A 25,802-nucleotide genomic window follows, 5' to 3' on the forward strand; every position below is an offset into this window, starting at 1 on the left:
ATTTTTATGACTCAACTCAAATCAACTCCAGTAAAAATTGGTATCCGCCCAACCATTGATGGTCGCCGTCTTGGGGTGCGTGAATCATTGGAAGATCAAACAATGAATATGGCGAAAGCGGTGGCGAAGCTCATTAGCCAAGAAGTTCGCCATACAAACGGAGATTTTGTCGAATGTGTGATTGCCGATACCTGTATCGGTGGTGTATTTGAAGCAGCAGCTTGTGCCGAAAAATTTAAACGTGAAAATGTGGGTGCAGTGATTACGGTGACACCTTGCTGGTGCTATGGTTCTGAAACCATTGATATGGATCCGCATATGCCAAAAGCAATTTGGGGCTTTAATGGTACTGAACGTCCGGGTGCAGTTTATTTAGCCGCTTCTCTTGCCGGGCATAACCAAATGGGCTTGCCGGCATTCTCTATCTACGGCACCGAAGTACAAGAAGCAAGCGATCAATCTATCCCTGATGATGTGCGTGAAAAATTACTTCGCTTTGCCCGTGCAGGTTTAGCGGTAGCGACCTTACGCGGTAAATCTTATCTCTCTATCGGTTCTGTCTCGATGGGTATTGCAGGCTCTATCGTTAATCAAGAGTTCTTCCAAGATTACCTTGGTATGCGCAACGAATATGTTGATATGTCTGAACTCACTCGCCGTATGGAACGAGACATTTATGACAAAGAAGAGTATGAGTTGGCGTTGAAATGGGCAAATGAATTCTGCATTGAAGGGGTGGATGTCAATGCACCTGAAAACCAAATGAATGCAGAAGAAAAAGCAAAATTGCGTGAAACCTTGGTGAAAATGACCATTATCACCCGTGATTTAATGGTGGGTAACCCAAAACTTGCTGAACTCAATTTTGGGGAAGAAGCTTTAGGGCACAATGCGATTGCAGCGGGTTTCCAAGGACAACGCCATTGGACAGACCACAGCCCGAACGGCGACTTTATGGAAGCCTTACTCAACTCAACTTATGACTGGAACGGTGTTCGTCCGCCATATATTCTTGCGACCGAAAACGACTCGCTCAATGCCGTCAATATGTTGTTCGGTAATCTCTTAACCGGTCAAGCACAAATCTTTGCCGATGTGCGTACTTACTGGAGCCAAGACTCCGTAGAGCGTGTAACAGGCTGGCGACCAGAAAGTGGCTTTATCCACTTAATCAACTCAGGTTCAGCAGCATTAGACGGTACAGGACAACATACCGATAAAGACGGCAAACCTGTGATTAAACCATACTGGGAAGTAACAGAAGAAGATGGCAAACGTTGCTTAGAAAATACTCGTTGGTGTCCAGCGGTTTACGAATACTTCCGTGGCGGTGGTTTATCTTCACAATATCTCACCAAAGGCGGAATGCCGTTTACAATGCACCGCATCAATCTCGTGAAAGGTGTCGGTCCGGTATTACAAATTGCGGAAGGCTGGTCTATCGACTTACCTGAGCACGTCCACGATATTCTCAACAAACGTACCAACGAAACTTGGCCAACCACTTGGTTTGTACCACGTTTAACAGGACAAGGTGCGTTCACTGATGTTTATTCTGTGATGGCAAATTGGGGTGCAAACCACTGCGTTGCGACTTACGGACACGTTGGTGCGGACTTGATTACCCTTGCTTCAATGTTGCGTATTCCAGTCAATATGCACAACGTGGCAGATAAAGATGTGTTCCGCCCAAGTGCGTGGAGTATGTTCGGACAAGATAAAGAAGGTCAAGATTACCGTGCTTGTGCGAACTTTGGACCGCTTTATCGTTAATTCGACACAATGGATTTTAAGGCGAATCTGTAAAGGTTCGCCTTTTTATTTACAAGATTATTTGCAAAAGTTTTGCGAAATCTGACCGCTTGTTTAAGATTCTCTTCAGAATTTACCGATATAATAAGTTCAAATTCATTACAGGGAATAAACTATGAAATTGAAAAAACTTTCGGCTCTTTTTATGTTTAGCCTTTCAACTCAAGCTGTTGCCAATAATATTGTTGAAGCCACCGCGCTTAGCACTCCGGCTGGTAGCGGACAGCAAGTCAATCACGTGTTATTAAAATACCGTGAAATGACCGCAACACCCTCAGTTGAAAAGTTTGATGTCACCGGCAGAAAAGTGATCAATGCACTTTCTGTACGTGATTGCCCGAAAGATCGTCCGTCGACAACGATACCTTATTGTCACGCAACGGACAGCGATATGGTTTTACTCACATTAGAACCTGCTGCTAGTGGTTTTGTCACTGTAAGAGAAAATCGCAAACCTGCCGTGGAACGTGAAGTGGTATTGGAAATCAAACCGAAAGGCGAAAATACCGTGAAAACAACCTCTGTCCGTCAGCTTGTCGCGGAAGATTTTACCCAACATATTTTCACTGATGAGACGACTGGTATTAAAATACCGTACAACCTCTATGTGCCAAAAAACTACACACCGACAAAATCTTATCCGTTAGTGATGTTTATTCACGATGCAGGTTCCACCAACAGCAACGTGAAAAATACCTTATATCAAGGCAATGGAGCCACTGCGTGGGCCAGTCCTGAATGGCAAGCAAAAGAAGAAGCTTTTGTACTTGCACCGCAGTTTGATCACACGATTGTGAATGATAAATCGGAAGATCCTGCAGATTTGGAACCTACAATCAATCTGATTAAATTGCTCACCAAAACCTACAATATCGACAGCAAACGCATTTATACGACGGGACAAAGCGGTGGTGGGATGATGAGCATTGCAATGAATATCAAACATCCTGATTTCTTTGCCGCCAGTTATTTAGTGGCGAGCCAATGGGAACCAACATACACCGCCCCAATGGCGAAAAACAACCTGTTCGTATTAGTCTCTGAAAACGACCCTAAAGCCTTTCCGACACAACAAAAAATTATGCAAGTACTTGCCAAAAACGGTGCCGTAATTAAAAAAAGTTTTGGTTGGAACGGTGAAGCTTCGGTAGATGAACTTGATCAAAAAACCAAAGAATTAGTCTCCCAAGGCGGAAATGTCCATTTTGCAACATTTGCAGGCGGCACATTACAAATGGAAAAAGAATACCCGGAACTCAACGGTACATCACACTTAGGCACTTGGTGGGTAGCCTATAACATAGATGCCGTGCGTGATTGGTTATTTGCTCAGAAAAAAGATTAGTTAACCTATTATACAAGCGGTCTGTTTCGGCAGAAATTTTGCAAAAATAGCCCCCCCTATCATGTCCTAACCCACATAAATCATTACGCCCGTTTTTGCCTTTTATCCGTCAAAAACGGGCGTTAATTTTTCAAAAAATGTCGCTAAAAATCTGATTTTTGCCTATTTTTTGTGAGATAAATCACAAAAACAGTCTTACTTCCGTAAATTTTATTTTTATCTAACCAATCCGTCGCAAAATAACGTTATTGATTAAGACAGCCGTTCAAGATCTATTATTAAAGGAGGTGCTATGCCTATTGCGTTTATCTTCGACTGCGGAGCAACTAACCTACGTACCGTCGCAATGGATGATAAAGGCAAATTACTTGCCGTACATCACATTGCGAACAATACCCAACCGGGCAGTGAATCACCGGATTACCACATTTGGGATATTGAAGAAATTTGGTCAAAATTGATGAGCAGTGCGAGAGAAACCCTTGCTCAACTCACTGAAAGCCAACGTAATGATATTGCCGGTATTTCGGTAACGACTTTTGGCGTAGACGGTACATTATTTGATGAGCAAGGGCAACAACTTTACCCGATTATTTCATGGAAATGCCCGCGCACTCTTCCCATTATGGCAGATTTGCCGAAACATATTGATGTAGAAAAACTCTATCAGCGTAATGGTATCGGTCAGTATAGTTTCAATACGTTATTCAAATTACTTTGGTTGAAACACAATCAACCGGAAATTTTTGCTAAAGCGAAATCTTTTTTATTTATCTCATCAATCTTAACTTACCGTTTAACCGGCATACACAGTACCGATCGCACTATGGCGGGAACTTCGATGATGACCAATATCAGTACAGACGGCTGGGACAAAGAAGTGCTTGAGTTACTTGGCATGAGTGAAAGTCAGTTCCCCGAAATGAAAAGTGCGGGAGATGTTGTTGGAAAATTAAAATCGGATCTTGCCGAAGAACTCGGTTTGAAAGCCGATATTCCGGTCCTTTCTGCGGGGCATGATACGCAGTTTGCCATCTTTGGTTCGGGCGCTGCTTATAACCAGCCTGTATTAAGTTCAGGCACATGGGAAATTTTAATGGCACGCACTCAGCAGGCAAAACCCGAATGGCAGTATGTAGATCAAGGTTTAACCATTGAATTTGACAGTCAAGCAGGTTATTTCAATCCGGGTGTTCAGTGGGTAAGTTCGGGCATCATGGAGTGGTTAGGTAAGCGCTTTTTCAGTGATGTTGTCGGTACGGCCGATTACTACTCAACGATGATTAATGAAGGTTCTGCGGTTCCGCCACTGTGCCATGGCGTGAAATTAGTCGGAAAATTCGATGGTACAAGTCATGAGTCAGGCGCCATCACCGGGCTTTCTATGCATACCGCACGCGGTGAAATTTATCGTGCAGGTTTGGAATATATGGCATTCCGATTAAAAGCCGGACTCGAAGTATTGCAAAAAGTCGGTCGGTTTAATGCGGAAAGTATTATTTGTGTGGGTGGCGGTTCAAAAAATATGTTGTGGAATCAAATTCGCGCAGATGTGCTAAATCGTCCGATTGATGTGGTGGATATGGCGGAAACAACGGTTTTAGGCGCCGCGATGTTTACCCTAACCGGAGCAGGTGTGTTTGACACGGTAGAACAAGCCCAACAAGCGATGAAACCACAATTCAATCGGGTACTTCCATCGAAAAATTCACAAATTTATTCGTAAATTTTAACTCTTCGGATTGGAAAAATCCCTCTAAAAAATTAAGGAGTCAATATGTTAAAAGGTATTCACCCGGCACTTTCACCGGTGTTACTTAAAGTGCTTGCTGAAATGGGACACGGTGATGAAATCGTACTTTCAGACGCTCACTTTCCTGCTCATCAGTTACATCATAATGTTATTCGCGCGGACGGATTACAGATCGCAACGTTATTAGAAGCGATTACCCCGCTGTTTGAATACGATCAATATGTGGAATGCCCGTTAGCGATGATGTCGGCAGTTCCGGGCGACACTCTTGATCCTACTGTGGAAGAACGTTACTTAGCAGCCATTAGTAAAGTCAACGGTTCTGCACCGAAAGTTCAACGCGTAGAACGTTTCGCATTCTATGATCGAACCAAAACCGCTTATGCCGTGGTGGTTACAGGAGAATTAGCGAAATACGGAAATATTATCTTGAAAAAAGGGGTTACCCCTGCTTACCATCCTTAGGAGGATACAATGAATCTAAGAAAAGAACTTTCTCGTAAAATTATCGACACTTGCTTAGAAATGACCCGCTTAGGGCTAAACCAAGGAACTGCGGGTAACGTCAGCGTACGCTATCAAGACGGAATGTTGATTACCCCGACGGGAACACCGTATGAATTAATGACCGAAGACTCTATTGTGTATGTAGACAAAAACGGCAAACACGAAGAAGGAAAATTACCATCGAGTGAATGGCAATTTCACCTTGCCGTGTATGAAGTTCGCCCCGATATGGATGCGGTTGTTCATAACCACGCGTTAAACTGCGCGGCAGTCTCTATTTTAGGTAAGCCTATTCCGGCTATTCACTATATGGTTGGCGTAACAGGTACGGATCACGTTCCTTGCGTACCTTATGCAACATTCGGTACTCACAAATTGGCCGATTATGTACGCGAAGGCATTCGCAACAGCAACGCCATTTTACTGGCTCATCACGGTTTAATCACTGCCGGAAACAACCTAGATAAAGCGTTATGGACGGCCCACGAAGTGGAAGTTTTGGCAAGTTGGTACTTAAAATTACTGGCAACGGGACAAGAGATCCCCGTGTTATCGAAAAAAGAAATGGATATCGTCTTAGAAAAATTCAAATCTTATGGTTTACGTATTGAGGAAAAAGAGTAAATCATATAACAAATGTATGCGCCGTCGCTGTTACCAAGTTAATTTCAGCGATGGCGCATTTTTTAGTGACTGTACAACGCAAAACTTATTATATCGGCTAGGATATTAGCAAGAGCAGTGTATTCACTGATTCAGTATTAGCTTTATACCGTTTATTACCAACAACGAAATTATTAACAATCATTACAAGCGGTCATATTTTCAAAAAAATTTGCAAATATGATCGCTTTTTTGTGAATGAAATAAAATTAAGTTATGCCCGAAAATCTCAAAATTTGAAAAAAAACGGGCAAGTAATAATGCGCCCGAATAATAAGATGAGCGGAAAAATCTCCTTTTTTTGTGATACCCGTCACAAAAAAGATCTCATAAACGTAAATACGCTTTTTTAAAGTAAATTTTTATTCGAATATAACTCTGCTTATTATTTTTGAGGTCGAACAAAGCTATCTACGGAGGCAGTATGACTACAACAAAAAATGATACACCGTTACTCTCCATGTCAAATATCAGCAAATCCTTTGTGGGGGTACAAGCATTGAAAAATGTACAACTCCAACTGTATAAAGGTGAAGCTCATGCGTTAATGGGAGAAAACGGAGCGGGGAAATCCACGCTAATGAAATGTTTGATCGGCGTATATGATGCCGATGAAGGCGAAATTATTTACAAAGGGAAAAATGTGAAATTTTCGTCGGTGCTGGAAGCACAACAAGACGGAATTAGCATGATCTTCCAAGAGTTAAATTTAATTCCGCATTTAACCGTTGCCGAAAATATTTTCTTTGCTCGAGAACCAATTAAATTTGGTATGGTAGATAAAAAGAAAATGAATGAAGACGCAGCAAACATTTTAAATATGTTTGATATCGACGTAAGGCCGACCGATATCGTCAAAGACCTTTCAGTCGCCCGCCAACAAATGGTGGAAATCGCCAAAGCACTTTCCTTCGATGTTGAAGTGTTAATTATGGATGAGCCGACCTCCGCGCTCACCGAAAAAGAGATCGAAAAGCTGTTTGAACTCGTTCGCCGTTTAAAACAAAAAGGTGTATGTATCGTTTATATTTCTCACAGAATGGACGAACTCAAACAGATTTGCGAACGCATTACCATTTTCCGTGACGGCACCTATGTCTCCAGTCACCTCTTTTCTGAAATTAGCATGGATGAAATCATCACCAAAATGGTAGGACGAACTCTCGATAATCACTATCCGCCCAAAACCGCTAAAGTGACCGATGAGATCTTGCTTTCCATTATGAATGCAGAACGCCACGGTGTATTTGAGCCGCTTAATTTCGACCTATTAAAAGGAGAGGTGTTAGGCATTACCGGCTTGGTCGGTGCAAAACGTACCGAATTAGCACGTGCGATTTTCGGTGCGGATCAACTCGATGGTGGCGAAATTTATGTACGCAATAAAAAAGTTACCATCAAAGATCCGTCCGACTCCATAAAAGCCGGTATAGCCTATCTTTCCGAAGACCGGAAACTCAACGGTGTGGCTGTACGCATGACCATCCGTGAAAACATTACAATGGCATCTATGGACAAAGTGACCGACCAACTTGGCATTATCTCAAATGCCGAAGAGATAAAAGCCAGTGATACTTTCATTAAAAAAATGGAAATCAAAACCCCAACGCCTGAACAGTTAGTCAATAACCTTAGTGGTGGCAACCAACAAAAAGTGGTTATCGGTAAATGGTTGTTTCGCGATGCTAACGTGATGATTTTCGATGAGCCAACGCGCGGTATCGACGTTGGTGCGAAATATGCCATCTATCAGCTAATTGATGAACTCGCCGCTAATGGTGTAGGCGTCATTGTTATTTCTTCCGAATTACCTGAAGTGCTGGGAATCACTGACCGAATTATCGTCATGCGCGAAGGTAGAATGACAGGGATGTTGGAAACAGCAAAAACCAACCAAGAAGAAATAATGCACTACGCAACCGGCGTAAAAGATATGTTCAAACACGAATATAAAAACTAGGGAGACTGAATATGAACGATAAACATAAAGATCTGCTACGTAAAATGGCAGCATTAGCAGGCTTAGTATTGCTCGTCATTTTTTTCAGTGTGACGAATGAATACTTCTTCACCTCAAATAATATTATGACTGTTGGTCTGCAAACTTCGACTATCGCTTTAATCGGTATAGGTGCAACCTGTGTTATCTTAACCGGCGGTATCGACTTAAGTACCGGCTCGGTTGTTGCCCTTTCCGGGGTTGCCGCCGCAATGATAGTGAATGCCGGCGTACCGGTACCTCTTGGTATGATTTTCGGTATATTCGTCGGCGGACTTTGTGGCTTAATCAACGGTATTTTAGTCACCAAAATGCGTCTTCCTCCATTTATTGCCACTCTAGGGATGATGATGGTTGCACGTGGTGTGGCGCTGTATGTCACTAATGCCGCACCGGTCTCCGGAATGCCGGAATCCTTTGCTGCCCTAGGTAACGGAGCCTTATTCCGCATTACTGAAGTCGGGGCAAACGGCTTACCAAAAGTTATTTTTGCCGGTATTCCTTATCCGGTGATTATCATGATCTTCATCACAATCCTATTCACTTTTGCACTCACTAAACTCAAAGTAGGTCGCTATATTTATGCGATTGGTTCTAACGAGGAGGCTGCCCGCTTATCCGGTATTAAAACTAATCTCGTAAAAAACTATGCTTACATTGCCAGCGGTTTACTCTCAGGTTTAACGGGTGTAATTTTGGCATCACGTCTTGTAACGGCACAACCAAACGGTGGTGTTTCTTACGAGCTTGATGCTATTGCAAGTGCAGTAGTCGGGGGGACATCGTTGATGGGCGGTGTAGGTACCATCCCTGGCACATTAATCGGCTCATTCATTATCGGCGTACTTCGTAACGGCTTGAATATGAATGGCGTATCATCATTTGTACAAATGATCGTTATCGGCTTGGTAATTATCGTTGCAGTATCTTTAGACCAACTTCGTCAGTCTAAAAAATTCGGTAAAAAGAGCTAACACAACATCCTCAAACTAAAGGAGATTTTCTATGAAAAAATTAGCAATCGTAACCGCAACAGCATTAGGTTTATCTTCACTTTTCTCAGCATCGGCATGGGCAAAAGCAGATGAAATCGCCGTCATCGTAAAATCTGCAAACTCTACTTTCTGGCAAAACGTACGTAAAGGTGCGGAAACAGCCGGTGCAGACATCGGTGGTAAGTACAAAGTCACTTTCCAAGGTCCTGAGGCAGAAACAGCAATTGACGCGCAAGTAAATATGGTGGATAACGCAGTAAACCGTGGTGTTGCAGGTATTGTACTTGCTGCATCAGATCCGGTTGCACTTGTACCTGCAGTAAAAAAAGCCTATGAAGCAGGTATTCCGGTTGTTATGATCGACTCAGGTATTAACAACGATCAATACTACCAATCATTCCTCGCAACCGATAACCGAGCAGCAGGTAAATTAGCGGCAGAAAAATTACTTGAAAAAGTGAAAGGCGGCAAAGTGGCGGTAATGTCCTTTACTCAAGGGGCGGCAAGTGCAATTGAACGTACCGGTGGTTTCATTGATGCAGTGAAAGCAAAAGCAGATTATAAAATTGTCGGTCCATATTATTCCGATTCCGATATGACCAAAGCGCTCAACCAAACAGAAGACGTATTAGGTTCTAACCCGGATATCGCAGCAATTTTCGGTGCAAACGAACCGACTGCGGTAGGTATGGCACGTGCAGTTAAACAAAAAGGTTTTGCTGGTAAAATCATAGCAGTAGGCTTCGACGGTAACTCTGACTTACAAAACTTCGTCCGTGACGGAACTTTAGACGGTATTGTAGTGCAATCTTCATATCAAATGGGTTACAAAGGTGTTGACACCATCAATCGCATCATCAAGGGTGAAAAAGTGGAAAAAGTTATCGACACCGGCGTTGTATACGTAACAAAAGACAACATAGATTCTGAAGAAGCCAAAGCGGTGCTTTACTAATCGATAAATCGCTCCTCCTCTTCTCTTAAAGAGGGGGAATTTGATGGCAATCCCCCTTTTCTCAATTCGAACAAGAGGATTAAAGGAATATTGAGAGAGCAACAAGCGGTTCGTTCTCATCTATTTTTTACGCTTAGCCTCTCTCATTAGGTATAAAAAGTTATTTTTATCAATCTAAATAGAGGAAAATCAAATGGCTAATCGTCTCATCCTAAATGAAACCAGCTACCATGGCAAAGGTGCAATCCAAAACATTGTACACGAAGTCAAAAGCCGTAGCTTCACGAAAGCACTTGTTGTCACGGATAAAGATTTAATTCGTTATAACGTAGCAGCGAAAGTCACCACATTACTTGATCAAGCTGGTTTACCTTACGAAATTTTTGATGAAGTCAAAGCAAATCCGGCGGTTGATGTAGTGAAAGCAGGAGTTGAAAAATTCAAACAATCCGGTGCGGACTACCTTATCGCAATCGGAGGCGGCTCACCAATCGATACATCAAAAGCAATCGGTATCATCATTAACAACCCTGAATTTAGCGACGTACTCTCTCTTGAAGGCGTTGCCCCTACCCACCAAAAATGCATTCCTATCATCGCCATTCCAACCACCGCGGGAACAGCTGCTGAAGTGACCATCAACTACGTAATCACCGATGAAGAGAAAAAACGCAAATTCGTATGTGTAGACGTTCACGATGTGCCGGCTGTCGCATTGGTCGATCCGGATATGATGGAATCCATGCCAAAAGGCTTAGCTGCAGCCACAGGTATGGATGCGCTCACCCATGCAATCGAAGGCTACATAACCAAAGCAGCGTGGGAGCTCACCGACGCACTTCACTTAAAAGCCATTGAAATTATCGGCCGTTCACTTCGCAATGCCGTAAACGGTTCAGGTGAAGAAAAAGCGAAAGGCTTTGAAGGTATGGCGCTCGGTCAATATGTAGCAGGAATGGGATTCTCAAACGTTGGTTTGGGCGTAGTGCATAGTATGGCTCACCCACTTTCAGCCTACTACGATACTCCGCACGGTATTGCAAATGCTGTGTTACTTCCATATGTCATGGAATTTAACAAAGATTATACCGGTGAAAAATACCGTGAAATCGCCCGCGCAATGGGGGTAAAAGGTGTGGATTCAATGACTCAAACAGAATACCGCAATGCAGCAATCCAAGCAGTACAACAACTCTCAAAAGATGTCGGCATTCCGCCAAAACTTTCACAAATCGGTGTAAAAGAAGCAGATTTACCGGCACTTTCCATTGATGCGTTAAATGACGTATGTACAGGCGGCAACCCAAGATCCTGCACCGCGGAAGAGTTACTAGAAGTGTATAAAACAGCCTTTTAATTTCGTTTGATCACAACAATACAAGCGGTCAATTTTAGCCGAAAATTTGCAAATTTTTAACCGAAACTGACCGCTTGTTAAAATTCGATTAGAAATTTGTCCATAGTTCAATGGTTTTTTGAAGATCATTATCTGCAAAAAAAGCACTACCAGATACAATCCAATCGATATCTAAAGTTCTTAATTCAGTAGCAAGTGCTAAATTCATTGAACCGTCAACAGATAAAATTATCTCTTTTCTTCTAGCACCAAGTAAATGAATAACTGCATTTATACGTTCAAATAATATTTCTTTCTCTAATTTATACCCTGTCCTCGGGTCAAGGGTGAGAATTTGAACAACATCAATTTGGGCAAGATAAGGTGTTAACAGGGTTATATCGCTAGAAGAACAGATACTGATCCCTTGAAGGATATCAGGTTTATTGTCGGTTAACCATCGATAAGCTGTATCAATATCTTGTCCGCTTTCCACTTGTAAGGTAATTATATCCGCCCCTGCTTCGGCACACGCTTCTACAGTAGACAATAGACGACAACCCACCATTAAATGCACATCTTTAATAAAGTCGCTATTAAATGGTTTAATTGCGATGGCTCCGGTAGTAAAAAGCGATGAGAACTGCCCGTCAGCGATATCAAAATGCAATAAATTGAGATTATTTTTCGATAAAATCGTCAAAGTATCTTTAAAACTTAACCAATTCGATGCCAAAATGCCAAGGCTGAATTTTCGCTTCTTTAATTGTTCGATTTGTTGCTGTTTATAGCTCATGTTTCAAATTCTCTGGCAATACCCATTCAAAAATCTTTTTACTTCTTGAACCTGTCATAATTTCTTCAAGTTCTGCAACACAACGATGGTAATGCGGTGTTTTTCGGTGTTCTTCTAACGCTTGTTCATTGATATACACCTCATAGGCATAAAATCTTGTTCTAATTTCAGGATCTCGCAATACATCAAAACGCAAATTACCGGGTTCTTTCCTTGTTCCTATATGATTACGTTCAAAAACTTCAAGAAACTCCCGCTCTTTACCATCTTTAATATTAATTTCTACTAACATTGCAAACATAATAACTTCCCCTAGTCAGATTCTTCACTAAAAATGCGGTAAGTAAAACTTACCGCAAATAGCTCGACACTGCTTTTATACGTTTTTTTCATCCAAATAAAGTTGATAGGCTTTTTCACTGGTTTCACCACCGTGAACTACTGCATGTACGGCTTTAAGCATTGCAATAGGTGCGTCGGATTGGAAGATGTTACGCCCCATATCCACACCTAATGCACCTTGATCAATAGCTTGATAACACATTTCTAAAGCTTCTAATTCCGGTAATTTTTTACCACCGGCAATGACAATGGGTACCGGGCAACCCGCAGTAATACGTTCAAAACCTTTATCGACATAATAAGTTTTAATGATATTTGCCCCCATTTCTGCAGCGATTCGAGTAGCTAGCGAAAAATAGCGTTGATCACGAGCCATTTCTTTACCAACACCGGTCACTGCCATCGTCGGCATACCATAACGCATTCCTTGATCAACCAATTGAATAATATTTTTAATTGATTGATGCTCATATTCTGAACCGATATATACTTGAGCCGCCATTGCGGAAACATTAAGTCGCAATGCATCTTCAATTGAAACAGCAACAGCTTCATTAGATAGTTCCGTCAGAATGGAATTCGCTCCCGATGCACGCAATACCACCGGTTTACGTACATCCGGTGAAACAACAGAACGCAAAATACCTCGTGTACACATCAAAACATCAGTATATTCAAATAGTGGTGCAATATGTAAATCAATACGTTCTAAACCGGTTGTCGGTCCTTGGAAATAGCCATGGTCAAAAGCAAGCATAATGGTTTTGCCAGTTCTCGGATTAAAAATATTAGCTAAACGGGACTGCATTCCCCAATCTAACGCACCAGAACCTTTTAAGTAAAAGGCTTTATTAGTTTGCGGTCTATTTAAACCGAAATCTTTACCGTCTCTAATATCATCTAAATCAGCCATTTTGTTACTCCTATAAACTTATTAGAAATTGTAGTTATCGATATTATCTTTAGTGAAAACAACACGCTCAGGTAATAAAATAATACCGTTACCTTTCGCTTCATAGCCATACCCTTGTGCTTTGTTCGGTACTACTTCAACCGTTCCAATTTCCGGTATATCTAATTTGTCACCTACATTAAGTTCTTGGCCTTTTAACAATGCATTGGCTACTGCCACAGAAATCTTGCCTTGTTTGACAACATCCCATAAACCGAATTGTTTTACGGTACCTCGTTTTACATAAGGACGCATAACGTTTGGAGTACTAAAACCAACGATAGTCACATCATCAATTTTTAAATTTTCTGCGGCTTGTGCGGCTGCAGGTAATGCATTGGCATCAGGAGCAATAATCGCGTCAAGATCCGGATAAGCTTTTAATATCCCTTCTGCTGTTTGCAAAGATTTAATCGCATCGTTATAACCAAATTGAGTTGTAACTATTTCCCATCCAGGATACTCTTTCGCTATTTTTTCTTTTGCCGCATTCACCCATTGGTTTTGGTCTGTCACTGTCGGGCTTGAATAGAAGAATGCAACCTTAGCTTTCTCTTTTGGAATTTGGTTAGCCGCCATATCTACCAACATTGAACCTAGTTGATCCGGAGTACCCTGGTTAATATAGTGACTACGACATTCCGGTTTAACATCAGAATCCCAAGTCAAAACTTTCACTCCTCGATTCATTGCTCGTTGTAAAGTAGAGCAGAGGCCATCGGGAGAAACGGCAGAAACTACGATAGCGTTATAACCTTGGTTCACAAAGTTGTTAATCAACTGTACCTGGTTAGATACGCTTGGTTCTGTCGGACCATCATAGGTTACATTAACTCCAAGCGTTTTACCCATCTCAGTTGCACCCTGCCCACCACTTGTAAAGAAACCCACACCAACAAGTTTCGGAATAAACGCAATACGATCTGCAGCATATACTGTACTGACAGCAGACAAGCCTAAAGCGATTGCAAGAGCGGTTGCTTTAAATTGATTTTTCATAATAAATACTCCTATTGTTAAAGAGAGATTGATGATTTACTGCGTTATGTTGGTTTTTCAGTTCTCCCAACGAACTCTCATCCATTGGATAATTGAGCCGTAATATAAGCTAATGGATTTGCCGATTAACACGATAATGAGCAGAGCCCCCGATAAAGCACTGGATATTTCATTCGGTACCCCCACCATTTGCAAACCTTGTTGTAAATAACCGATTAATAATGCTGCAATAGCTGTACCTATAATAGAACCGGAACCACCATAAATATTAGCCCCTCCCAAAACGACCGCGGTAAGAACCGGCATTAATAGAGAATTACCAATATCTGAACGAGCAGAACCAAAATAAGAAACTAATAAAAGCCCGACGAAAGCTGCAACTATCCCAATCAAAATATAAATAATAAACAAGGTGTTATTAATTGGAACGGCGTTATAGCGAGATGTGCGTTCACTTTGCCCGATTAAGAAAACACTACGACCAACTGTCGTTTTATGCATTAGTAGCCAAAAAAAGGCCACCATAATCAGAAAATAAAGAATTGGTGTTGGAATTCCCAAAATACTTTGGTTTGCAAAATTCAGAAAACTATCTGGAAATCCTCCAATGCCTTCATAACCTGTTGCACCAGCAAAACCCGATAATAAAAGTGCGCCACCACCAAATAAATACATCGTACCTAAAGTGATGACTAACGGATTTACTTTCGTATAAATAATCAAACTTGCATTGATTAACCCGCACAAAACACCCACCAAAAAAGTTAAGGGAATAGCTAAAATTAGAGGAATATCTAACTTAAACAATACCCCTATCGTAATAGAACAAAGTCCCACGGTGGAACCAAAAGAAATGTCCATACCACCACTGACAATGATCATTGTAAGAGGCAAAGCAATCATCCCAATATAAATAAAATCACTGGTGCTGTAGAGCAATACATTCAGATCTAACATACGAGAATTAAATGTACCAAAACCAATAATCTCAATCACCACTAAACAGAACAAGGTCATTTCCCAACCATATTTTTTTATCTTCATCATTGCATTTTCCTATTATTCATCTTTTAAGAAACGCGCATAACGTTGCTGCTTTAAATTATTGGCAATCATTACCCGAATACGTCCGTCGAATACTAATACTGTTAACAAAACAATCCCTGCAACAAAGTTATTCCAATAGGCTGGTACTTTCAGTAATACTAAAATACTGTCAATTTGGATCAGAAAATATGCTCCTAATATCGCACCAATAATATTTCCTGCCCCTCCCAACAAACTGATACCACCTAATACACAAGCCGCAATTGCTTTCATTTCTAAGCCGTTACCAGTAGAGTTTGGAACAAAACCAATTTGTGAAGTGAATACAATCCCTGCAAGTGCAGCCATCATTCCATTAATAACAAAGGCAGTAATACGAACACGATCTATCCTTACGCCAAGCTGTAATGCTCCTTGTAAATTATCGCCTACCGCATAAAAATTACGTCCACTTCTTGTTTTCGTCAGAATAAAATAAGTGAAAAGAATCAACATAACCAACACCCAGCCAATTGGTGAAATATTAAACAAGATAGGTTCTGAAAGTGTTTTAAGATTTTGTGGCAGCCCCTCAATCCATTTACCACCAGTAATCAGCAACATGATACCTTTATATAAACCGAGCGTTCCTAATGTGGCAACAATTGCAGGTATCCGTAAAATCGTCACTAAAACTCCATTAAGTAAACCGGCAAAGCAACCACAAGCGATAGTGATAGTAAAAGCACTCACTAATCCATAACCTGTGTTCAATAGGCTACCAACAATCACGGCACAGAGTCCCATTGTCGAGCCTATAGACACATCAATATTGCGGGTTAGAATTACGAAAGTCGCACCAATTGCTAACAAAGTTACAATTTGTGCTGAATTGAAAATCATAGTTAAAGTTTGTAGTTGAAAACCACTTCCACTGAAACCAAGCAGTAAAAATAATAATCCAATGGCAAATAGAATTGTTAGTTCTCGATTATCTTGAATAAATTTCCACATCTTCTTTCCCCTTTATGCGTACGTATCGCCAAATACCATTTGCATAATATTATTTGTATTAATTTGCTCGCCGATTAAAGAATGTCCGATATGTCCATCATGCATCACTAAAACCCTATTTGACATTTGTTCAATTTCTTCTAAATCTGATGAGATAAATAGGATGGCTACATTCTGTTTTGCGATGCTTCTAATCAGTTGATAAATATCAGATCTGGCCCCAACATCTACGCCACGAGTTGGTTCGTCGACGATTAATAATGCTGGATTCGCTTCAAGACATTTTGCGATTAACACTTTTTGCTGATTACCACCGGATAAAGTTTTTACCGATTGTTGTTCGTCAGCAAATTTAATACCTATAGCTCGATGATAACGTTCTAAAATAGCACTTTCTTTATCAGTATCTAGCCAAAACCCCATATTGTTATAGGTTAAACTGCAAGTATTCCAAGTAAGCGGTGCATCTAGATATAAACCTGATGCTTGGCGATCCTCTGGTAGATATACAATACCTTCGGCAAGTCTCTCTTTAATCGGTAATCGACTAATTTCTTGGTTATTGAAAAAAATCTCACCACATTTCTTATTACGCAATCCATAAAGTGTCTCTGCCAATTCTGTACGCCCAGCACCAACCACTCCAGCAAGTCCTAAAATTTCTCCAGGAAAAATTTCGAAGTTAATATCCTTAAAACCTTCTCCTGTTAAATGACGAACTTTTAAAATCGGTTGATCTGTCATTTTAATTCGATTATGCCCAGGCAATTCTAACCAAAGTTTTTGGCTTTCTGATAATTGAGTATTTTTCGATTTCGGAGTAATTGCTGTAATTACATCATCTTTATTCAGCTCATGGGTTTTACCTGTTAATGCAATATAGCCATCACGCATTACACTAATACGGTGTGAAATTTGCCAAACTTCAGGTAATTTATGAGAAATAAAGACAATACCTACACCTTTTTCTAGTAATGAATTGATTTTCTTAAATAAACTTTCTGTTTCTGCTGGAGTGAGAGAGGCTGTAGGTTCATCTAAAATAAGAATATCAGCATTGCGAATTAAACCTCGCATAATTTCTACTAATTGTTGATCTGCAACTTCGAGAGAACCTGCATACATATCTAAATTCAAATGACTATTAAGTTCTTGTAAAAGAATTTCTAGCTTTTTTTCTGTCTCTTTATTAGTATTTAATCCAAATAGAATATTTTCTTTCACTCTAAGATTGGGAAACAGTAGCGGTTCTTGTGGAACAAGATAAATGCCGAGTTGATGAGCTTTACTTGGAGAGAGCCTGATTTGTTTTATACCATTAATTTCCAGTTCACCGCTATCCTGTGGTTGGATACCCGCAATAATCTTCATTAAGGTCGATTTTCCAGCACCATTCCCACCTAATAATGCATGAACTTCACCTGCATATAACACAAAGTTAATCTCTTTGAGAACAGCTACGCCTGAAAAAGATTTGCTGATATTATGCGCAGATAATAAACATTTTTTCTCTGAAGTTTTTTTAGATTGCATATAGCACCCACCACCAATGAACAAATGTATATTTAAATTATCATTTTTTCAGATGCTAATAATAAAATTAAAAAAAATCTGAGAGGTAGATCACACAAATGAATAAAAAATCCGTTTTTTGTTTATTTTTTGTCAAAAAAGTGATCTTGTTCACGAATCTAACAAAATCTATAATTGAACAATTGATAATATGAAAAAACAAATGAATAATATCTTTAGCTTATATAGAGAATAATCAATGATAGAAAATAAATTAGGAAATATAGATCTTGCACAAGTCTTGAATGAAGAAGAGATTGTTGCACGTATTGCATGGTTCTATTATCACGACAACCTGACTCAGGGAGAAATAGGAGAACGTTTGGGCCTACCGCGCTTAAAAGTATCTCGCCTATTGGAAAAAGGCAGGCAACAAGGAATCATAAAAGTACAGATTAACTCTCGATTCACTGGCTGTTTGGAACTTGAACAAAGCTTACAACAATATTTTAATTTAAAGCATATTCGCATTCTACCTGACTTAGCACAACACGAAATTAATGAGCGCTTAGGTATTGGAGCATCACAAATGCTGATGACGTTACTGAGACCCAAACAACTACTTTCTATCGGTTTCGGCGAAACTATTATGCAAACGATCAAATACTGTAATGATTTTTTTACTCAAAACAGTATTAAACTTATTACCTTATCAGGCGGTGTCGGACCTTATATGAAAGGGATTGGTCAATTAGATGGTTCCTGTTCTGTCAGTATTATTCCTGCACCATTAAGAGCATCATCAATTGAAGCGGCTAAATTGTTTAAAAAAGAAGCCTGTGTACGCGATATTATGCTTACAGCTTGTAGCGCAGATGTTGCAATTGTAGGTATTGGCGCTACGCGACAACTTGGGCAAGCTACCTTACTGCGTACAGGTTATATTACTGAAGAAAAGCAACAAATGATTCGTAATCAAGGTGCTGTAGGCGATATTCTTGGTTATTTCATGCAAAAAGATGGCTCTCTACAACCAAATATGCCGTTGCACGAAGAATTGATCAGCGTATCTCTAGATAATTTAAAGAAAATTCCAACCGTAATCGGTATTGCTGGTGGCGAAAACAAAGTAGAAGCCATTTTAAGTGCATTACAAGGTAAACATATCAATTCACTAGTCACAGACGAAAAAACCGCACGAATGATATTAACTCAGTTGGTTTAAAACTAACAAGTTGGATTGATTGTGTGTTTTTTTCCGTTATTTAGAGGAGAATATATGAACAATCAATCCTATCTTATGGCATTAGATGCAGGAACAGGAAGTGTAAGAGCTGTCATTTTTGATCTTGAAGGTTACCAAATTTCTGTCGCTCAACACGAATGGGTTCATTTATCTGACCCAGATATACCCGGATCAATGGAGTTTGATCTAACTAATAACTGGCAGCTTACATGTGACTGTATTCAAAAATCAATTCAAAAAGCTAATATTAACCCTGAACAAATCGCCGCAATTTCAACCTGCTCCATGCGTGAAGGTATCGTCTTGTATGATGAAAATAAAATGCCCATTTGGGCCTGTGGAAATGTTGATGCACGTGCGACTGAGGAAGTTCGAGAGTTAAAAGAGCTTTACAACAACACGTTTGAACAACAACTCTACGCGATTTCAGGACAGACCTTAGCACTGAGCGCAATTCCTCGTTTATTATGGCTTGCTCATCATCGTTGCGATATTTATCGTAAGACTAAAGCGATTACCATGATTAGCGATTGGCTAGGTTTTATGCTTAGCAATGAGCTAGCTGTAGACCCCTCTAATGCCGGAACAACTGGAATACTTAACTTGAGAACCCGTCAATGGTCGCCTGAATTATTAGATATGGCTGGCCTCAATTCAGATATTCTCACCCCAGTTAAAGAGACCGGCACCATCCTAGGCTACGTAACAGAAGAAGTATCATATGCTACCGGTTTAAAAGCAGGTACTCCGGTGGTCGTTGGTGGAGGAGATGTTCAACTTGGTTGCGTGGGGTTAGGCTTAACGGAACCTTCACAAGCTGCCGTTATCGGCGGAACATTTTGGCAGCAAGTAGTGAATTTACCGGAACCGGTGACAGATCCAGAGATGAATGTCCGCGTGAATCCTCATGTGGTTACTAGTTTAGTTCAAGCTGAATCAATCAGCTTCTTTACCGGGTTAACTATGCGTTGGTTCCGTGATGCTTTTTGCGAAGAAGAAAAACATCTAGCCGAAAAATTAGGCACTGATGCCTATACTCTTTTAGAACAGATGGCAGAACGAATTCCGGTTGGTGCTAATAACGTAATTCCGATTTTCTCAGATGCTATGCATTTCAAATCTTGGTATCACGCAGCACCATCCTTTATAAACCTATCGATTGATCCTGAAAAATGTAACAAACCAGTATTATTCCGAGCCTTAGAAGAAAATGCGGCAATTGTTTCTTCCTGTAACCTCGACCAAGTACAACATTTTTCAGGAGTACAACTCAGTTCGATTGTCTTTGCCGGAGGCGGTTCAAAAGGCAAGCTATGGAGCCAAATTCTAGCAGATGTCACCGGTCTAATTGTGAATATTCCGGTAGTAAAAGAGGCTACTGCATTAGGTTGTGCCATTGCAGCTGGGGTTGGTGTCGGCATCTATTCATCATTATCTGATGCGGGTAAAAAACTCGTTAAATTTGAACGACAACACATACCGAACCCGGAAAATTATGCTCTTTATCAGGAACATAAAAGACAGTGGATGGATGTTTACAAACGACAGTTACAATTAGTAGATAGTGGGTTAACCACTTCATTATGGAAGGCTCCCGGACTATAGTCTATTAAATCGAAAAGTTGGTCTAAAATGGAAACCTATTCGCTAGGTGTTTCTGTAAATTTTTTGCCAAAAGAGACCGCTTGTTAACCAACTTATCTAACTATCTTGCATCGCATTAAATTTATAAATTAGGAAACCACTATCTTTTTGATACACAAACAAAAAAGGCGCTCCTGCGCCTTTTTTAAAACTCGAACTTATCGGGTGCCAAATACCACGATAGTTTTACCATGTGCGGAAATCAACCCGTCATCCTCAAGCATTTTCAGAATTCTGCCGACCGTTTCCCGCGAGCAACCGACCATTTGACCGATTTCTTGACGGGTAATTTTAATCTGCATACCTTGCGGGTGCGTCATCGCATCCGGCATTTTTGCAAGATTCATTAACGTCTGTGCAATACGCCCCGTTACATCCAAGAAAGCCAAATTGCTGACTTGACGCGATGTCATCCGTAAACGACGAGCCATTTGTGCAGACAGATACATTAAAATATCCGGATTCAAATGGACCAATTGCTTGAATTTTTTATAAGAAATTTCAGCAATTTCGCAGTTACCTTTGGTTCTGACCCAAGCGGTACGCGGTTGGATTTTCTCTTCAAATAAACTGATTTCACCGACAAACTCGCCTTGCCCTAAATTGGTTAATAGCATCTCTTTGCCTTCATCATCCTTAATGAAAACAGATACTGCACCGTTTACAATGTAAAATAACGACTCCGCATCTTCTCCGGCGTGAATAAGTGTATATTTTGCCGGATAGCGATGGATATGGCAGTGGGTTAAAAACCACTCCACCGCTGGGTCGTGGATAGACGGCGGCGGACTTACGTCTTCTAATTGTGCCGTAGAAATTGATACATCTTGCATAAAAGCCTCATCATGCGTTTATAGCTTAACTGTGAAACGTAAAGAATTTTAACACGGATTAATATATTACCCTAAAAAAGATTTTTTATCTTTAATATCAATACTTTCGTGTAATTCCGACCAAACAATAACGACTTTATCTGCTTGAAGTTGAGCTAACAGTCGCGCCCTTTTCTCCTTCAACGTCAATTCTTTTGCACCATAGTCAGTTCCCTCGCGCAAAATAAACGAGTCAAGAATATTATTGAGTGTACTTTCTTCAAGCGATTGCCAAGGAATAATCATTTTTTCTAATAAAACAATGGTTTAATTAAAGCCCACTGTTTTTCAAAGTGCTGGTGTTGGTTAAAACTGAAATTAGAGCGAATAAGGCGTAGAAACTGCCCTTCACAAAAATTCACTAAGTAACCGGCGATCACGCGTTCATCCGTGAAGGCTTTGCCTTCACGTAATTTGCGCATTTGTAAAATGTTAGTAAATTGTAGCTCTAAACCGTCGAAAAATTTCGAGACGCGAGCTTTCAATACATCGTCTTCAAACATCAAAGCGTGTCCGGTTAAAATACGCGTTACCCCCGGGTTTTTTTGAGCAAAATCCAATACTGTTTGCAAAATGGATTTCACCGCAGATTCTGTGTCCGCTTTACGTTTACTTGCATTGATATAGCTGGTCAACGTCATTTCGATACGTTCAATTAAAGCTTCAAACATTTTGGTTTTGCTTGGAAAATAACGGTATAACGCCCCTTCGGATACGCCTACGGCAGCCGCTAGACGTTCCGTGGTAATACGCTGCATTCCGCCTTCCGAATTAAGCAACCCGATTAACACTTCCAATACTTGTTGTTGACGCTCTTTTACCGATTTTTTCGGCATTTTTATGACCGGTTTTATCATTGTCATCCCTATTGTTTACCCGAATGTCCAAAACCGCCCGCACCGCGTTCCGTCGCAGGAAATTCATCAACGATATTAAAACTTGCTTGTACCACAGGCAGAAAAACAAGTTGAGCAATACGATCACCGACTTCAACTTGGAACGGTTTGTCGCTACGATTCCATAACGAAACCATTAGCGGACCTTGATAGTCGGAATCCAGCAGACCAACTAAATTACCAAGCACAATTCCGTGTTTATGACCTAAACCCGATCTTGGTAAGATTACTGCCGCCAAATTCGGATCTGCGATATACACGGAGATCCCGGTTGGAATCAACACGGTTTGTCCGGCTTCTACGGTTAAAGGTTGCTCAATCAGTGCTCGCAAATCCAAACCCGCTGAGCCTTCGGTCGCATACGCAGGTAGCGGAAATTCCGTTCCGATGCGTTTATCTAAAATTTTCAAATCGATCTGTTTCATTTTATAGTCCTATGATGAAATCCGTAGAGACGGAAAACCGCCTCGACGAAAAAGAAGCTTACGATTTATAACGTTCTACAATCTCATTCACCAAACTTTCCGCAAGTTTAGATTTGTCTGCAAGCGGTAAGATTTTGCCACCATTTTGCCAAAATAAGTGTAAAGTATTTTGATCCGCATTAAAAACCTGCCCGCCGGAAACATCATTTGCACAAATCAAATCCAACTTTTTACGTTGTAGTTTATCTTTAGCATACTGTTCAATGTTTTCGGTTTCTGCGGCAAAACCGACCACAAAAGGCCGATTGGCTTGAAGCTGAGCAACATTGGCAATAATATCGGGATTTTTCACCAATTTTAAAGTGAATTCATCATTATCTGTTGTCTTTTTGATTTTTTGCTCTGAAATTTGTTCAACACGATAATCCGCCACTGCCGCACAGCCGATGAAAATTGCATTTTTTTGCGCCAAACTGACCGCTTGTTGTTCCATGTCTCGTGCCGAAACAACATCAATCCGCTCCACGTTATTCGGAGTCGGTAAATTCACCGGACCGGCGATTAATGTCACCTTCGCACCTCGTTTGGCAAAACGCTCTGCAATCGCAAACCCCATTTTGCCCGAGCTGTGATTACTGATATAGCGCACCGGATCAATCGCCTCACGAGTCGGACCGGCAGTAATCACCACGCTTAAATCGGTTAAATCCTGCGCAGTATTAAAATGAGCGACCACCGCATTAAAAATATCGGTCGGCTCAGACATTCGCCCTAAACCAATATCACCGCAGGCTTGAAAACCGCTATTCGGACCGATCACTTGGATGCCCTGCTGCTGCACAATTTGCAAATTTTCCTGTACAACCGACCGCTTGTACATCTGCTGATTCATAGCCGGAGCCAATAAAATCGGTGCCACCGTAGCCAAGCAAATGGTTGATAGCAAGTCGTTTCCCATGCCGATACGTAAACGAGCGATAAAGTCAGCAGAAGCAGGTGCAATTACGACAACATCCGCCCATTTGGCTAACTCGATATGTCCCATAGCAAGTTCTGCTTGCGGGTCAAGTAATGAGTTTGAAACCGCATTGCCGGAAATCGCCTGTAACGTCAATGGCGTCACAAAAGCCTCTGCCGCAGGGGTTAAAACGACCCGAACCTCCGCACCAGCCGTTTTAAAATGGCGGATAAGCTCAATCGTTTTATAAGCCGCAATCCCCCCGGTAATACCGACAAGGATTTTTTTATTATGTAACATATGAAATTCCTAAAATCTCTTGTATCCCACATTGCTTTGACAAAGCAGAGAAAAAGTTAGCTGGATCGCCTGCAAGGCAAAAATATTCGGCTATTCTACGCAAATAGGCGCTCACTCACAATCCACGATTTTTTCGATCTTCATCGAAAAATTGATAAAAGCCTTTTGCCTCAATCACTTGTCCTTTTTATGCTTATCCGACCGATTTCATTGATTGAGCAAAATATGAAACAAACAAATTTATCATTGATGCCGCGTGAAAAGTTGCTCACTTTGGGAGCTAAAGCATTAAGCGATGCCGAATTGTTAGCCATTTTCTTGCGTACGGGAATAAAAGGCGTACCGGTGATGGAATTATCCCGACAAGTGCTTGACGCTTTCGGCTCACTACGCGGATTACTAAGTGCAAGTTTAGACGATTTTTGTATGATAAAAGGGCTGGGACAGATTCAGTATGTTCAACTACAGGCGACCAAAGAGATGACCAAACGTTATCTTTCCCAGCAGATGGAAGCGAGTGAAACCATCGACAGACCATGTTTAGCCGTGATGTATTTTCAAGCGGAATTGGAAGATGATGAACGCGAGGTGTTTATGGTGCTGTTTTTGGATAATCAAAATCGCTTGATTAAAAAAGAAAGGATGTTTTTCGGCACTATCAATCAAGCCGCCGTTCATCCGCGTGAAATCATCAAAGCTGCCTTAAAATACAATGCGGCTGCAATTATCGTTGCGCATAATCATCCGTCCGGTAACTGTGAACCTAGCGAGGCGGATCGTTACTTCACCAGACGGATCGAAATGGCTTGTGACTTAATCGATCTTCGCCTAGTCGATCATATTATTGTCGGCAAAGGGGACTATTTTTCATTCGAAGAGGAGAAGTTTAAGTTGGAAAACCCGTAAATTGCTACTTGTATGAAAGGATCAAAGCAAGTATAATCCGCAGTCTTTAAAATAGTCTGTGGGTCGGGTGTATCTACCTGACGAGGTAATTTGAAGGAGTTGAGCCCTTCGATAACCCGAACCATATAGCTTAAGCTTAAGTAAAATATCGGAGAATTTCAAATGTCTAGAGTCTGTCAAGTAACAGGCAAGCGTCCGGCAGTTGGTAACAACCGCTCACACGCGATGAATGCGACAAAGCGTCGTTTTCTACCTAATCTTCACACTCACCGTTTCTGGGTTGAGAGCGAAAACCGTTTCGTCACTTTGCGTTTAACAGCCAAAGGTATGCGTATTATTGATAAAAAAGGCATCGATGCAGTATTAGCTGAGATCCGTGCCCGTGGCGAAAAAATCTAAGGAGTTAGAAAATGGCAGCTAAAGGTAATCGCGAAAAGATCAAATTAGTTTCTACCGCTGAAACTGGTCACTTCTACACCACAACGAAAAACAAACGTAATATGCCGGAAAAAATGGAAATCAAAAAATTTGATCCGGTTGTGCGTAAAC

The 25,802-nt window shown here is 40.9% G+C and carries 26 protein-coding genes; 14 read left to right on the forward strand and 12 right to left on the reverse strand.

Translation table 11 applies throughout. The features are described 5' to 3' along the window. Nucleotides 1-6: 6 nt before the first annotated feature. The 9 genes from fucI to fucO all read left to right on the forward strand — a co-directional run bounded on the left by fucI (nucleotide 7) and on the right by fucO (nucleotide 11,386). Nucleotides 7-1,773 (forward strand): L-fucose isomerase, encoded by a 1,767-nt coding sequence (gene fucI / locus ACEYJ7_RS10210; protein WP_373779016.1) that lies wholly within the window; start codon nucleotides 7-9, stop codon nucleotides 1,771-1,773. Nucleotides 1,774-1,927: 154 nt separating this feature from the next. Next, nucleotides 1,928-3,157 carry a prolyl oligopeptidase family serine peptidase gene (locus ACEYJ7_RS10215; protein ID WP_373778994.1) on the forward strand — a complete coding sequence of 410 codons (1,230 nt, stop codon included), beginning with the start codon at nucleotides 1,928-1,930 and terminating at the stop codon, nucleotides 3,155-3,157. A 292-nt stretch (nucleotides 3,158-3,449) separates the two neighbouring features. Then, complete coding sequence (fucK, locus tag ACEYJ7_RS10220; RefSeq protein ID WP_373778995.1) at nucleotides 3,450-4,883, forward strand: L-fuculokinase; 1,434 nt, start codon at nucleotides 3,450-3,452, stop codon at nucleotides 4,881-4,883. 51 nt (nucleotides 4,884-4,934) lie between these two features. After that, complete coding sequence (gene fucU, locus ACEYJ7_RS10225) at nucleotides 4,935-5,375, forward strand: L-fucose mutarotase (RefSeq protein WP_373778996.1); 441 nt, start codon at nucleotides 4,935-4,937, stop codon at nucleotides 5,373-5,375. Nucleotides 5,376-5,384: 9 nt separating this feature from the next. Beyond that, nucleotides 5,385-6,041, forward strand: a complete 657-nt coding sequence (fucA, locus tag ACEYJ7_RS10230; RefSeq protein WP_373778997.1) for an L-fuculose-phosphate aldolase — start codon at nucleotides 5,385-5,387, stop codon at nucleotides 6,039-6,041. A 463-nt stretch (nucleotides 6,042-6,504) separates the two neighbouring features. Then, on the forward strand, nucleotides 6,505-8,040 hold the full coding sequence (locus tag ACEYJ7_RS10235) for a sugar ABC transporter ATP-binding protein (RefSeq protein ID WP_373778998.1): 1,536 nt from the start codon (nucleotides 6,505-6,507) through the stop codon (nucleotides 8,038-8,040). 11 nt (nucleotides 8,041-8,051) lie between these two features. Next, entirely contained in the window at nucleotides 8,052-9,053 is a 1,002-nt protein-coding gene (locus ACEYJ7_RS10240) for an ABC transporter permease (RefSeq protein ID WP_373778999.1), read from the forward strand. A gap of 31 nt (nucleotides 9,054-9,084) precedes the next feature. Then, nucleotides 9,085-10,029: an ABC transporter substrate-binding protein gene (locus ACEYJ7_RS10245; protein ID WP_373779000.1), complete on the forward strand. Its 945-nt coding sequence runs from the start codon at nucleotides 9,085-9,087 to the stop codon at nucleotides 10,027-10,029. 193 nt (nucleotides 10,030-10,222) lie between these two features. Continuing rightward, nucleotides 10,223-11,386 carry a lactaldehyde reductase gene (gene fucO, locus ACEYJ7_RS10250; protein WP_373779001.1) on the forward strand — a complete coding sequence of 388 codons (1,164 nt, stop codon included), beginning with the start codon at nucleotides 10,223-10,225 and terminating at the stop codon, nucleotides 11,384-11,386. An 88-nt stretch (nucleotides 11,387-11,474) separates the two neighbouring features. Here fucO and ACEYJ7_RS10255 read toward each other — a convergent pair whose 3' ends face one another. From ACEYJ7_RS10255 to lsrA, 7 genes are all read right to left on the reverse strand, one after another. Next, nucleotides 11,475-12,161 carry a ribulose phosphate epimerase gene (locus tag ACEYJ7_RS10255; RefSeq protein ID WP_373779002.1) on the reverse strand — a complete coding sequence of 229 codons (687 nt, stop codon included), beginning with the start codon at nucleotides 12,159-12,161 and terminating at the stop codon, nucleotides 11,475-11,477. Beyond that, nucleotides 12,151-12,462, reverse strand: coding sequence for a (4S)-4-hydroxy-5-phosphonooxypentane-2,3-dione isomerase (lsrG, locus tag ACEYJ7_RS10260; RefSeq protein WP_373779003.1), 312 nt, complete (start codon nucleotides 12,460-12,462; stop codon nucleotides 12,151-12,153). Before lsrG ends, ACEYJ7_RS10255 begins: the two co-directional genes overlap by 11 nt. Before the next feature lie 75 nt (nucleotides 12,463-12,537). Next, nucleotides 12,538-13,416: a 3-hydroxy-5-phosphonooxypentane-2,4-dione thiolase gene (gene lsrF / locus ACEYJ7_RS10265; protein WP_373779004.1), complete on the reverse strand. Its 879-nt coding sequence runs from the start codon at nucleotides 13,414-13,416 to the stop codon at nucleotides 12,538-12,540. Nucleotides 13,417-13,437: 21 nt separating this feature from the next. Further along, nucleotides 13,438-14,454, reverse strand: coding sequence for an autoinducer 2 ABC transporter substrate-binding protein LsrB (gene lsrB / locus ACEYJ7_RS10270; RefSeq protein WP_373779005.1), 1,017 nt, complete (start codon nucleotides 14,452-14,454; stop codon nucleotides 13,438-13,440). Between the two features lie 57 nt (nucleotides 14,455-14,511). Beyond that, the gene (lsrD, locus tag ACEYJ7_RS10275; protein WP_373779006.1) at nucleotides 14,512-15,501 is read right to left on the reverse strand and encodes an autoinducer 2 ABC transporter permease LsrD; all 990 of its coding nucleotides are present in this window, start codon (nucleotides 15,499-15,501) and stop codon (nucleotides 14,512-14,514) included. Nucleotides 15,502-15,513: 12 nt separating this feature from the next. Next, nucleotides 15,514-16,494 (reverse strand): autoinducer 2 ABC transporter permease LsrC, encoded by a 981-nt coding sequence (gene lsrC, locus ACEYJ7_RS10280; RefSeq protein WP_373779007.1) that lies wholly within the window; start codon nucleotides 16,492-16,494, stop codon nucleotides 15,514-15,516. 12 nt (nucleotides 16,495-16,506) lie between these two features. Further along, nucleotides 16,507-18,027: an autoinducer 2 ABC transporter ATP-binding protein LsrA gene (gene lsrA / locus ACEYJ7_RS10285; protein WP_373779008.1), complete on the reverse strand. Its 1,521-nt coding sequence runs from the start codon at nucleotides 18,025-18,027 to the stop codon at nucleotides 16,507-16,509. Between the two features lie 238 nt (nucleotides 18,028-18,265). Between lsrA and lsrR the strand changes: the two genes are divergently transcribed. Together lsrR and lsrK are read left to right on the forward strand one after the other, a co-directional pair. Then, nucleotides 18,266-19,231, forward strand: coding sequence for a transcriptional regulator LsrR (gene lsrR, locus ACEYJ7_RS10290; protein WP_373779009.1), 966 nt, complete (start codon nucleotides 18,266-18,268; stop codon nucleotides 19,229-19,231). A gap of 54 nt (nucleotides 19,232-19,285) precedes the next feature. Further along, nucleotides 19,286-20,857 (forward strand): autoinducer-2 kinase, encoded by a 1,572-nt coding sequence (gene lsrK / locus ACEYJ7_RS10295; protein WP_373779010.1) that lies wholly within the window; start codon nucleotides 19,286-19,288, stop codon nucleotides 20,855-20,857. Between the two features lie 197 nt (nucleotides 20,858-21,054). Here the strand turns inward: lsrK and crp are convergent, their stop codons facing one another. The 5 genes from crp to coaBC all read right to left on the reverse strand — a co-directional run bounded on the left by crp (nucleotide 21,055) and on the right by coaBC (nucleotide 24,347). Next, on the reverse strand, nucleotides 21,055-21,729 hold the full coding sequence (gene crp / locus ACEYJ7_RS10300) for a cAMP-activated global transcriptional regulator CRP (protein ID WP_373779011.1): 675 nt from the start codon (nucleotides 21,727-21,729) through the stop codon (nucleotides 21,055-21,057). A 66-nt stretch (nucleotides 21,730-21,795) separates the two neighbouring features. Beyond that, a complete protein-coding gene (locus ACEYJ7_RS10305; protein WP_373779012.1) occupies nucleotides 21,796-22,014 on the reverse strand; it encodes a YheU family protein in 219 nt (72 codons plus the stop codon). 5 nt (nucleotides 22,015-22,019) lie between these two features. Continuing rightward, nucleotides 22,020-22,625: a nucleoid occlusion factor SlmA gene (slmA, locus tag ACEYJ7_RS10310; RefSeq protein ID WP_373779017.1), complete on the reverse strand. Its 606-nt coding sequence runs from the start codon at nucleotides 22,623-22,625 to the stop codon at nucleotides 22,020-22,022. A gap of 8 nt (nucleotides 22,626-22,633) precedes the next feature. Next, entirely contained in the window at nucleotides 22,634-23,089 is a 456-nt protein-coding gene (gene dut, locus ACEYJ7_RS10315) for a dUTP diphosphatase (RefSeq protein WP_373779013.1), read from the reverse strand. Nucleotides 23,090-23,147: 58 nt separating this feature from the next. After that, entirely contained in the window at nucleotides 23,148-24,347 is a 1,200-nt protein-coding gene (gene coaBC / locus ACEYJ7_RS10320) for a bifunctional phosphopantothenoylcysteine decarboxylase/phosphopantothenate--cysteine ligase CoaBC (RefSeq protein ID WP_373779014.1), read from the reverse strand. A gap of 225 nt (nucleotides 24,348-24,572) precedes the next feature. Between coaBC and radC the strand changes: the two genes are divergently transcribed. From radC to rpmG, 3 genes are all read left to right on the forward strand, one after another. Further along, the gene (gene radC, locus ACEYJ7_RS10325) at nucleotides 24,573-25,253 is read left to right on the forward strand and encodes a DNA repair protein RadC (protein ID WP_373779015.1); all 681 of its coding nucleotides are present in this window, start codon (nucleotides 24,573-24,575) and stop codon (nucleotides 25,251-25,253) included. Nucleotides 25,254-25,415: 162 nt separating this feature from the next. After that, nucleotides 25,416-25,652 carry a 50S ribosomal protein L28 gene (gene rpmB, locus ACEYJ7_RS10330; RefSeq protein WP_006251446.1) on the forward strand — a complete coding sequence of 79 codons (237 nt, stop codon included), beginning with the start codon at nucleotides 25,416-25,418 and terminating at the stop codon, nucleotides 25,650-25,652. Between the two features lie 11 nt (nucleotides 25,653-25,663). Continuing rightward, nucleotides 25,664-25,802, forward strand: a 139-nt coding sequence (rpmG, locus tag ACEYJ7_RS10335) for a 50S ribosomal protein L33 (RefSeq protein WP_373779018.1), incomplete at its 3' end; no start/stop codon positions are given.

This window comes from Glaesserella sp., from assembly GCF_041814905.1.
GTDB lineage: Bacteria > Pseudomonadota > Gammaproteobacteria > Enterobacterales > Pasteurellaceae > Glaesserella.

What these genes read in the sequence shown, in the direction of transcription:
- fucI (WP_373779016.1), top strand. Translation starts at nt 7, where the DNA reads ATGACTCAACTCAAATCAACTCCAGTAAAAATTGGTATCCGCCCAACC.
- ACEYJ7_RS10215 (WP_373778994.1), top strand. Translation starts at nt 1,928, where the DNA reads ATGAAATTGAAAAAACTTTCGGCTCTTTTTATGTTTAGCCTTTCAACT.
- fucK (WP_373778995.1), top strand. Translation starts at nt 3,450, where the DNA reads ATGCCTATTGCGTTTATCTTCGACTGCGGAGCAACTAACCTACGTACC.
- fucU (WP_373778996.1), top strand. Translation starts at nt 4,935, where the DNA reads ATGTTAAAAGGTATTCACCCGGCACTTTCACCGGTGTTACTTAAAGTG.
- fucA (WP_373778997.1), top strand. Translation starts at nt 5,385, where the DNA reads ATGAATCTAAGAAAAGAACTTTCTCGTAAAATTATCGACACTTGCTTA.
- ACEYJ7_RS10235 (WP_373778998.1), top strand. Translation starts at nt 6,505, where the DNA reads ATGACTACAACAAAAAATGATACACCGTTACTCTCCATGTCAAATATC.
- ACEYJ7_RS10240 (WP_373778999.1), top strand. Translation starts at nt 8,052, where the DNA reads ATGAACGATAAACATAAAGATCTGCTACGTAAAATGGCAGCATTAGCA.
- ACEYJ7_RS10245 (WP_373779000.1), top strand. Translation starts at nt 9,085, where the DNA reads ATGAAAAAATTAGCAATCGTAACCGCAACAGCATTAGGTTTATCTTCA.
- fucO (WP_373779001.1), top strand. Translation starts at nt 10,223, where the DNA reads ATGGCTAATCGTCTCATCCTAAATGAAACCAGCTACCATGGCAAAGGT.
- ACEYJ7_RS10255 (WP_373779002.1), bottom strand. Translation starts at nt 12,161, where the DNA reads ATGAGCTATAAACAGCAACAAATCGAACAATTAAAGAAGCGAAAATTC.
- lsrG (WP_373779003.1), bottom strand. Translation starts at nt 12,462, where the DNA reads ATGTTTGCAATGTTAGTAGAAATTAATATTAAAGATGGTAAAGAGCGG.
- lsrF (WP_373779004.1), bottom strand. Translation starts at nt 13,416, where the DNA reads ATGGCTGATTTAGATGATATTAGAGACGGTAAAGATTTCGGTTTAAAT.
- lsrB (WP_373779005.1), bottom strand. Translation starts at nt 14,454, where the DNA reads ATGAAAAATCAATTTAAAGCAACCGCTCTTGCAATCGCTTTAGGCTTG.
- lsrD (WP_373779006.1), bottom strand. Translation starts at nt 15,501, where the DNA reads ATGATGAAGATAAAAAAATATGGTTGGGAAATGACCTTGTTCTGTTTA.
- lsrC (WP_373779007.1), bottom strand. Translation starts at nt 16,494, where the DNA reads ATGTGGAAATTTATTCAAGATAATCGAGAACTAACAATTCTATTTGCC.
- lsrA (WP_373779008.1), bottom strand. Translation starts at nt 18,027, where the DNA reads ATGCAATCTAAAAAAACTTCAGAGAAAAAATGTTTATTATCTGCGCAT.
- lsrR (WP_373779009.1), top strand. Translation starts at nt 18,266, where the DNA reads ATGATAGAAAATAAATTAGGAAATATAGATCTTGCACAAGTCTTGAAT.
- lsrK (WP_373779010.1), top strand. Translation starts at nt 19,286, where the DNA reads ATGAACAATCAATCCTATCTTATGGCATTAGATGCAGGAACAGGAAGT.
- crp (WP_373779011.1), bottom strand. Translation starts at nt 21,729, where the DNA reads ATGCAAGATGTATCAATTTCTACGGCACAATTAGAAGACGTAAGTCCG.
- ACEYJ7_RS10305 (WP_373779012.1), bottom strand. Translation starts at nt 22,014, where the DNA reads ATGATTATTCCTTGGCAATCGCTTGAAGAAAGTACACTCAATAATATT.
- slmA (WP_373779017.1), bottom strand. Translation starts at nt 22,625, where the DNA reads ATGATAAAACCGGTCATAAAAATGCCGAAAAAATCGGTAAAAGAGCGT.
- dut (WP_373779013.1), bottom strand. Translation starts at nt 23,089, where the DNA reads ATGAAACAGATCGATTTGAAAATTTTAGATAAACGCATCGGAACGGAA.
- coaBC (WP_373779014.1), bottom strand. Translation starts at nt 24,347, where the DNA reads ATGTTACATAATAAAAAAATCCTTGTCGGTATTACCGGGGGGATTGCG.
- radC (WP_373779015.1), top strand. Translation starts at nt 24,573, where the DNA reads ATGAAACAAACAAATTTATCATTGATGCCGCGTGAAAAGTTGCTCACT.
- rpmB (WP_006251446.1), top strand. Translation starts at nt 25,416, where the DNA reads ATGTCTAGAGTCTGTCAAGTAACAGGCAAGCGTCCGGCAGTTGGTAAC.